The sequence below is a fragment of the Actinomycetes bacterium genome (genome assembly GCA_022396035.1).
Lineage (GTDB): Bacteria > Actinomycetota > Humimicrobiia > Humimicrobiales > Humimicrobiaceae > Halolacustris.
Genome location: JAIOXO010000034.1, coordinates 1 through 8,555, shown reverse-complemented (window position 1 = coordinate 8,555; position 8,555 = coordinate 1). Strand labels below are relative to the sequence as shown.

Annotated in this window: 7 protein-coding genes; 1 reads left to right on the top strand and 6 read right to left on the bottom strand. The window is 44.9% G+C overall.

Annotated elements, in window-relative coordinates:
• From K9H14_08050 to tyrS, 3 genes are all read right to left on the bottom strand, one after another.
• The coding region (locus tag K9H14_08050; GenBank protein MCG9480138.1) for a DUF2099 family protein at positions 1 to 502 on the bottom strand (502 nt) is incomplete at its 3' end.
• Complete coding sequence (locus tag K9H14_08045) at positions 503 to 919, bottom strand: DUF134 domain-containing protein (protein ID MCG9480137.1); 417 nt, start codon at positions 917 to 919, stop codon at positions 503 to 505.
• Positions 920 to 950: 31 nt separating this feature from the next.
• Positions 951 to 2,174, bottom strand: coding sequence for a tyrosine--tRNA ligase (tyrS, locus tag K9H14_08040; protein MCG9480136.1), 1,224 nt, complete (start codon positions 2,172 to 2,174; stop codon positions 951 to 953).
• 139 nt (positions 2,175 to 2,313) lie between these two features.
• Between tyrS and K9H14_08035 the strand changes: the two genes are divergently transcribed.
• A complete protein-coding gene (locus tag K9H14_08035) occupies positions 2,314 to 5,151 on the top strand; it encodes a PBP1A family penicillin-binding protein (protein MCG9480135.1) in 2,838 nt (945 codons plus the stop codon).
• Between the two features lie 16 nt (positions 5,152 to 5,167).
• Here the strand turns inward: K9H14_08035 and K9H14_08030 are convergent, their stop codons facing one another.
• The 3 genes from K9H14_08030 to K9H14_08020 form a co-directional block, all read right to left on the bottom strand.
• Entirely contained in the window at positions 5,168 to 7,414 is a 2,247-nt protein-coding gene (locus tag K9H14_08030) for a U32 family peptidase (GenBank protein ID MCG9480134.1), read from the bottom strand.
• Positions 7,407 to 8,276 (bottom strand): hypothetical protein, encoded by an 870-nt coding sequence (locus K9H14_08025; protein MCG9480133.1) that lies wholly within the window; start codon positions 8,274 to 8,276, stop codon positions 7,407 to 7,409. The genes K9H14_08030 and K9H14_08025 overlap by 8 nt, the downstream gene beginning before the upstream one ends.
• Before the next feature lie 65 nt (positions 8,277 to 8,341).
• Positions 8,342 to 8,555: glycosyl transferase (locus K9H14_08020; protein ID MCG9480132.1), on the bottom strand; the 214-nt coding region annotated here is incomplete at its 5' end.

Sequence of the window (8,555 nt, the reverse complement as noted above, 5' to 3'; positions counted from 1 at the left end):
CCCTATCTGAAAGCAGAACAGCATCCTTTTTTTTAAGATTTTCCATTATCTCCGCTATGGGTGTGGTATAAAATACCCCATTCATGTAGGCCCCTATCCCCTGCACCACCTCCGGGCTGGAGGTAATAACCGAACCTGCCCCCTCGCATACCAAAACCGCTGCATCCACACCATTCCGGTTTAAGGCATACATTATCATTTCTGAAGCCCCGAAAGGAACCACTATACTGCACTCGGCGACTTTGCGGTTAGCGGTAAACATTCCCCATTTTTCTTTCTGGATCCTGAATTTCTCCGCAATGGCCTCTTGATCTATACTGCTGCTTCCGAAAAGGGTTTTAAACAGGGGGCAATACTTAACTGTAGGTTTTTCTATCATTATGGGTTGGCCATCGGATATGGCTACCAGGGCTCCTGCCTTCCTGGTTATATGGAGATCGCGGGGAAGTTTATGATATTTTTTTTTAATTTTTGCCAAAAATTTCTTTAATCCGGCATCCACCTACCAGCCACCCCTTCTCCTCCTCCCGGGACCCTTGGTTAGCATATGGCCCACATCTACCACATTGTGGCTGTAGCAGCTGGGGCAGCTTTCATCATTCGGCTTCTTCTGTTCAGTTTCCCAGATATTACCACAGCTCTTGCATTTTATCCTGTTTTTTAAAAAAATAAAGTCTCCGCCTTCTATCCTTATGGCGCTTCCCCCCACCAGGGCCTGGGCAATCTTTTGCCGGGCGCTCTCAATCAGGCGGGTAAAGGTGGGACGGGATATATTCATCATGGAAGCAGCCTGCTCCTGCTTGAGTTTCTTGTAATCAGCCAGCCTGACTGCCTCATATTCATCTATACTGAGTACCACTTCCTGAACATTCCTTGCTGCTCCCTGAGGCTTAAAATAAAGGGTTCTGGGAGGATACATCACATTTCTCTTTTTTCTTGGTTTTACCAATTTAACCTACCTTCAATCTCCTGAAATGCCTTTTTCCTTTCTGGAGTACCTTTCCCTGCAGATCCGAAGCTTCAAGCTCCAGTTCCGTATCCTCAATTTTTTCTTGATCCAGCTTAACCGCACCCTGGCCAATCAGCCGCCTGGCCTCGCCATTGGATTGGGCCAGACCACTGTCTACCAGCAGCTTTACAATCCATACCTTGCCATTCTGATGCTTAACCACATATTCTTCAATGTTATCCGGTACCCTGTTTTTCTTAAAAATCAAATCAAAACCTGCCTCTGCCTTCTCCGCCTGCTGCTGATCGTAGAGCCCGGCTACTATGGTTCTTGCCAGTTTCCTTTTTATAACCGAAGGATTGACTTCATCCTGCTTCAGCTGTCTGTCAATTTCCTGGTATTCCCCCACTTCTATACGGGTAACCAGCTTAAAATAGTCCAGCATTATATCATCGGGTATGGACATTACCTTTCCAAATATTTCCCGGGGAGATTCATCCACGCCTATATAGTTGCCCAGGCTTTTGCTCATTTTTTCCACTCCATCTGTGCCCACCAGAATGGGCATGGTGATAGCTATCTGCGGCTTCTGGGAAAATTCTTTCTGCAGCTCCCTCCCCATCAGGAGATTGAACCGCTGATCGGTTCCGCCCAGCTCCACATCGGCTTCAATGGCCACCGAGTCATAAGCCTGCATAATAGGGTATAGAAATTCCATTATGGCAATAGGGGTATTGGAAGAAAATCTTTTCTTAAAATCATCCCTTTCCAGCATCCTGGCCACTGTAAACTTGGCAGTCAGGTTTAAAACATCTTCAAAGCTAAGCTTCTTTAACCATTGGGAGTTGTTTACCATCTCTGTTTTATCCGGATCCAGTATTTTGAAAGCCTGTCTCATATAGGTCTGGGCATGTCGGTCAATTTCTTCCGGATCCAGTTTGGGCCTTAGCTTGGATCTTCCCGAAGGGTCGCCAATCCTGGCGGTATAATCACCGATTATAAGGATGGCATTATGTCCCAGATCCTGAAACTGCCTCAGTTTGTTTAATACTACGGTATGCCCCAGGTGAATATCGGGAGCGGTAGGATCCAGGCCCAGCTTAACTTTCAGGGGATGGTTTGACTGTATGCTGCCGGCTAAAATTTTTTCTAGTTCCTCTTTTACCAGCACATCTTCGGTTCCCGATAGTATTAACTCCATCTGCTTCGATAAATTTTTTTCCATGCCTTTTAAACCCTCTGATAATTGACTATAATTATGATTAAATATTAACATGTAGCCAATTTTCTGTCTATTTTGGCCCTTCTATTGCATTTGCCTTATATAGTATAATACAGATTCAGAATTCAAAGCAGGTGATATTATGAGTAAAAGAAGAAGAGGACTAAAATTTTTTTTCCTGTTTCTGCTGGTTTCATTTCTGGTAGTTCTGTTTGTGGGCGTGGTAGGAGGTTTCATTTATATAAGCTCGCTCCCTACACTGGAAGAGCTTACCCCTTCCCCCATAGCCCAGACTTCCAAGGTATATTCCATTGACGGCCAGTTGATTACTGAATTCCATGCAGAAGAGAACAGGGAAATTATAAGCTTTGACCGGATGTCTCCCTATATCAGGGATGCAGTGGTTTCGGTTGAAGATAAAAGATATTATGAACACCAGGGTGTTGATTATGTAAGGATAATTGGAGCCCTTATTGCTGACCTTAAAGCCGGGGAGCTGGCCGAGGGGGCCAGCACCATAACCCAGCAGTATGTGAAAAACGTATACTTTAGCCCTGAAAAAACCTGGAGCCGGAAAATAAAGGAGGCAGTAATTGCCATCCAGCTGGAACGCCATTACACCAAAGACAAAGTGCTGGAAATGTACCTTAATACCATTTATTTTGGTGCCGGAACCTACGGCATAGAAAAAGCATCACAGATCTATTTCGGAGTTAATGCTTCAGACCTTACCCTGGATCAGGCAGCTCTGCTGGCCGGACTTATCCGTTCCCCGGAAAATTACTCTCCCTTCAATAATATGGAAAAGGCCGAGAGCAGAAGAAATCTGGTACTTGGTATGATGTATGAACAGCAACTGATTGATAAAGACCAATACTTTGAAGCACTTACCGCGCCCATAGAAGTAAATGAATCCAGCACTGCTTCGGCCGGCAGCTCCAATAGGAGTATAGCTCCCTATTTTATTGACTATATAAAGCAGCAGCTTTATGACCAGAAATTTACAGATTACGATGTGTTCAAGGGAGGGCTGAGGATTTATACCACCCTGGACCTGGAATTACAGCAAAAGGCGGAACAGGCGGTAAAAGATGTATTTCCCCAGGAGATAGGCCCTTCTTATTCTTTGATAAGCACTGATCCTGCTAATGGCTATATCCATGCCTTAATAGGAGGCAAGGATTATCAGGCCAGTAAATTTAATATTGCTACCCAGGGTAAAAGGCAACCGGGTTCAGTGTTCAAGGTGCTGGTATTGGCAGAGGCCCTTTCCCAGCACATGCCCACCCAGAAAACCTATAACCCCAATGGCCCCATAACCATAGAACTGCCCCAGGGACCGCCCTGGCAGATAGACAACTATGGGGGTCAGAAGTTTGACCGGGAGTTGAATATAGAGGAAGCTACCATACATTCAGTAAATGTGGTTTATGCCCAATTGATGATGGAGGTGGGACCGGAAAATGTGGAGCAGCTATGCCAGGAACTGGACATACAGGATGTAGGAAGCAACCCGGCCATAGCTCTGGGAGGTCTGGAAATCGGGGTTACACCCCTGGATATAAGCAAGGTATTTTCTACTTTTGCTGCTGGCGGAGTCTACCATAAGCCGGTATCCATCCTTAAGATAACTGATGCCCAGGGAAATATCCTTTATGACTATCAGGCTGAGTCTGAACAGGAAGGTAAAAGGATAATGGAGCAGGCATATGCCTATAAACTGACTCAGATACTTTCCAGGGTAATACTGGAAGGGACCGGCAGAGGGGCCAATATTGGCAGGCCGGCTGCAGGTAAAACCGGAACCACCAGTGACTACCGGGATGCCTGGTTTGCCGGCTATACCCCTGAACTGGTAACTGTAGTATGGATGGGTTATTCTGAATCCAGTAAATCCATGGAACCTATAAACGGGAGATCCATTGTGGGTGGAAGTTATCCTGCAGACATATGGAACCAATATATGTCTGCGGCTTTAGAAGGATTACCGGTAAAAAATTTTGCTGCTCCCACCGATGAAATCATGGATCTAGAGGTTTGCTCCGAATCAGGTCTGCTTCCCGCTCCCTGGTGTCCGGAAGACCTGCTGGAATACCAGTCCTTTATAAAGGGCAAGGAACCCTTAGAGCATTGCGATATCCATAACAAAGTAAAGGTTCCAAACCTTATAGGAATTGAAATTGAACAGGCAAGAGAAGTGCTTGAAGGGCTGCACTTTTCTATTGAAGAAATAACTGAAAACAATGATACCTATGCCAGTGATATAGTTTTTGCCCAGGATCCGGCACCGGAGACAGTACTGGAATCAGAAGAAGGCAAATTGCCTTCAATTACTCTTAAAATAAGTAAGGGAAGAGAATCTGTCCCCATGCCCAGCCTACTTGGTATGGAGGAGGATGAAGCCAGGGAAACGCTGGCAGCCCAGGGGCTTTCCATTTCCAATACAGTAAATGAATTTAATAATGAGTATCCACAGTCCAAGATATTCCAGCAGGAACCAGCACCGCGCACAGAAATAACCAGGGATACACCCATAACCATATATATCAGCAAGGGCGTAAACCCGGAAACAACTGTTCCTGATGTAGTAACCCTTACCCAGCAGCAGGCCATAAATAAGCTCCAGCAGGCAGGGTTTACCAATATTTCGGTGATAGAAGAAGAAGGAACTGCAGCTATAGGAACTGTATTCGGCCAGGTTCCCCCGCCGGAGACCATATACAATAAAGGATCAGAAATTATAATAAAGGTAAGCCTGGGAGTTCTGGTTCCGGATGTAACCGGGCTTGACCTGAAAGAAGCAGTGGCCAAGCTGGAAACCAAAGGCCTGGTACCCGAAATTCAGGGAAATGATACCCAGGGAATAGTAGTAAGCCAGAATCCTAAAGCTGAAAGCTACATAAACTATGGCTCCAAAGTTAAACTGGAAGTAGAGAAAGTGGTTCCCCAGGAACCAGAAACTGAGCCGGAACAGGAATAGCTGAATGGTGCGGATATTACTTTACTCCCCTTAAAAGATGGCCCCGGGTATAATCCTTAAACAGTATATCCTGGCCCAGGTATTTAATGAATTCCCGGTATTTATCCTCACCTTTTTCTTCCAGTATAGTGATAGCTTTCAGGTAGCTGTCTATCACTTTTTCCTGGCTTCTGGAATCCATAAACCGGACATCTATCCTCAAATAACTTAGATTACTTCCAACAAATCGGTCCAGGTCAAAAAGGGTACATATTTTCTTGGAATTAAACAGCAAAATATTGCCCCGAACATCCGAACTTAACCTGAACTTATAGCCCTTTACATCTTCCAGGTAATATTCCCCCTGCCTGTTATAGCCAATATTTAGCATTTCCGGCTTATATTTGGCTGCTATAACCGGGAAATAGCCGTGGCCAAACATTGAGAACTTCATATCATGGTTTCTGGAGCCCAGAGATGTTATCTCCCCTATATTTAATTCATTGGACAGTTCCATCTCACATATACTGGCTTTGGGAACCAGACCGGAAACAAATTCTGCCCCTAAGGTATTAAATATATTTAATCCTCTACCTATGATCAAATTTTCTGCCTCTTTGACCTCTTTACTTATCCAGAACAAAGCGCCCAGGCTGTTGAGTTCATAATTTACCAGACCCTCCCCTGCAAGAAGTTTCAAGTCTTTCTTTAACCTTCTAATATCAGAATCATAGGCAATGGAAGGAATACTTACAAACAGCAGGCTTCCACGCTGGCTGCAATATCCTTTTAATTCTGCCAGCTCAGGTTTCACCTCTCCCCGGTAAATAATATGCCTGATCCCCTTATCGGCAGCCAGTGACACTGCCGGCAGGTCATATACATTAACCGATAACTTCACGGGGCCAGTTTTGCCTTCCCCTGGCCTAAAATCCTTCAATCGGTGTGAAGTCAGGTAAAAATTAAGTTCATAATCTTTTAATCCTGGTTGCCGGATTTCTTTCTTTACTTTAGGCTTGTTTTTCTGATAAAGATAATAGCACTTGGCTTCCCCATCCAGCTTGTGGTCAAAATATTTAAAAACCCGGTCATTTTCAGAAACCCAGATATTCTTGGCCAGAGGTATCCTGATGTAATCTTTGTCCCCATCTTTTTTCACCATATCTGTTTTACCCACAGTTATCCTTTCATTGCCCTTGTTGGTCCATATCTCCAGAAGATCACCCTGATAGATAGGGACCCTGCTGTTTATCAGTATGGCTTGTACCTTTTTCTTGTTCCTGTTGTATTCAATGGTAGCTATCCTGCCTGCAAAACTGCCTATACTGCCGCTGGTCCTGGGGTTTACTATATCCGGAGGATATTCATTTTTCAGGTACCCGGTCCCACTGTCCCTTAAAAATATCTGGCCCATCTTGTACCTGTCCTTTTCCTCCACGCTGTATTGTTCAGGATTGCTGTAATAATTATCTATATATTTTCTGTATATGCTGGTTACTATAGCTACATACTCGGGGGTTTTCATCCTGCCCTCGATTTTTAATGCATCCACCCCGCTGGCTGCCAGTTCCGGAATCATGTCTATGGCTGAAAGGTCTTTTTTGGACAGATAATAAAAGGGTTTTTTAACTTTTGTGGCCAGACTGCCGTCCTTTTTATATAATAGCCGGTATTTCATCCGGCAGGGCTGGCTGCATCTTCCCCGGTTGCCGCTGCGGCCGCTGGCAAAGGAGCTTAAGTAGCATTGTCCGGAAAATGAATAACACTGGGAACCATGGGCAAACACCTCTACTTCTATATTGCTGTTTTCAGTAATTTCTTTAATCTGTGAAATAGTCATTTCCCTGGCCAATACCACCCTGGATATACCCATGGATTCAAGCATTCTTACCGAGTCCAGGTTATGCACGTTTAACTGGGTACTTGCATGGATCCTGATACCGGGAAAAAGATCCTTTATCATGCTGTAAATGCCCAGATCCTGTATAATTATTCCATCCTGGCATATCTGAACATACTGCTCTAAAAAATGGGCTGCTTCCTCTATTTCACTGTCTTTTATCAGCGTATTCAGGGTAAGAAAAACTTTGGCTCCTCGTTCATGGGCAAAAAGCACCGCCCTTTTTAACAGGGGCAGATCAAAATTAGGAGCATAGGCTCTTGCCCCAAAATTGCTGTAGCCCAGATAAACTGCATCTGCTCCTGCGTTTAAGGCAGCTACCAGATGTTCCCAGCCTCCGGACGGGGCCACCAGTTGAAGGCGACCTTGCGGTTTATCAATCATGGTCCAACCTCTCTACCCGGTACAGGCCGGATCCGGCAATAACTTTTATGCCTCTGGCTGCAAGCTGATCACAAAACAGGTTGATCCCGATTGAATCGCCAGCCATATGCCCGCAGACCAGACAGGCCATTCCGCTTTCTTCCATAGCCTTTATATTTTCCATGCCGTAATGCATTCCCACCATGGTATCTATGCCCGCTTCTTTTAGATGCTCAAATATCTCCGAAAGAGGATCCAATCCACCGGTCATATCTACCAGGCAGTTGCCCAATTTTGCCTTAGGGTCAGCCTTACCTGCGCTATATGGTTTTACTCCATCTTCAGAAGAAATCCTGCACTCCTCTATGGACTGAATATCCTCCAGTACCTGTTCCAGGCTGTCATTTTCTTTATCTGCCAGCAGATCTATAAAGAACTTCTGCACCAGATTATCCAGTGCTGTATGGAGGGATATAAGGGGCAAACCCAGCAGTCTGGCTGAATCCCTGACCTGCAGATAATTGGCAGAGCCAGCCTCCAGGTTTGCTTCCCTTATAAGCTTATCTGCCAGTTTCCCGGCCACCTCTTTGTCCACCCCACATCTTACCCAGTTCTTTTCCTGTATCCTGGCTACTTCTGCCATAAGATAAGCTGCTTTAGCCAATGGATGATGGCTTAGTACCGCATCTATTCGCTGGCCACAGCTTCTGAGCTTATCTATCAGCAACAGCTCCCCCACCCCTATATCTATACCCGCATAGATGGTTTTAACCTCTGCCTGGGGCAGATTAAGGACCTGGCAATCAGGAAAATTCTTGCCTCCTATTGGTACCGCTTCCGCTCCCAGCTGTACAGCAAGTTCATGTATTTGTTTTAATTTCATGGTTAATTATTACTGTTGTTTTATGCATTATCCTATCACAAAAAGCTAAAAATTCTTATATGCAACTAGCTTTTTGATTCAAACTGGTAACTGGAAATGCCATGACTGGTTTTTTCCCAGTAGAAGGGTCTGAATATGACCTGCCACAAGGCCTTATAGGCAGCAATGGAATGCAGTATCCAGTAAATGGGGTTAAGCAGGCTGTAAGGGATAAGGTTGTAGTACTTTCTTGAAAAAGCAGCCGACAGGTTTAACAGTATCATCAACGCATTCCCTCCT

Coding starts and splice junctions, on each gene's coding strand:
- K9H14_08045 (MCG9480137.1), bottom strand. CDS start 919: ATGTATCCTCCCAGAACCCTTTATTTTAAGCCTCAGGGAGCAGCAAGG.
- tyrS (MCG9480136.1), bottom strand. CDS start 2,174: ATGGAAAAAAATTTATCGAAGCAGATGGAGTTAATACTATCGGGAACC.
- K9H14_08035 (MCG9480135.1), top strand. CDS start 2,314: ATGAGTAAAAGAAGAAGAGGACTAAAATTTTTTTTCCTGTTTCTGCTG.
- K9H14_08030 (MCG9480134.1), bottom strand. CDS start 7,414: ATGATTGATAAACCGCAAGGTCGCCTTCAACTGGTGGCCCCGTCCGGA.
- K9H14_08025 (MCG9480133.1), bottom strand. CDS start 8,276: ATGAAATTAAAACAAATACATGAACTTGCTGTACAGCTGGGAGCGGAA.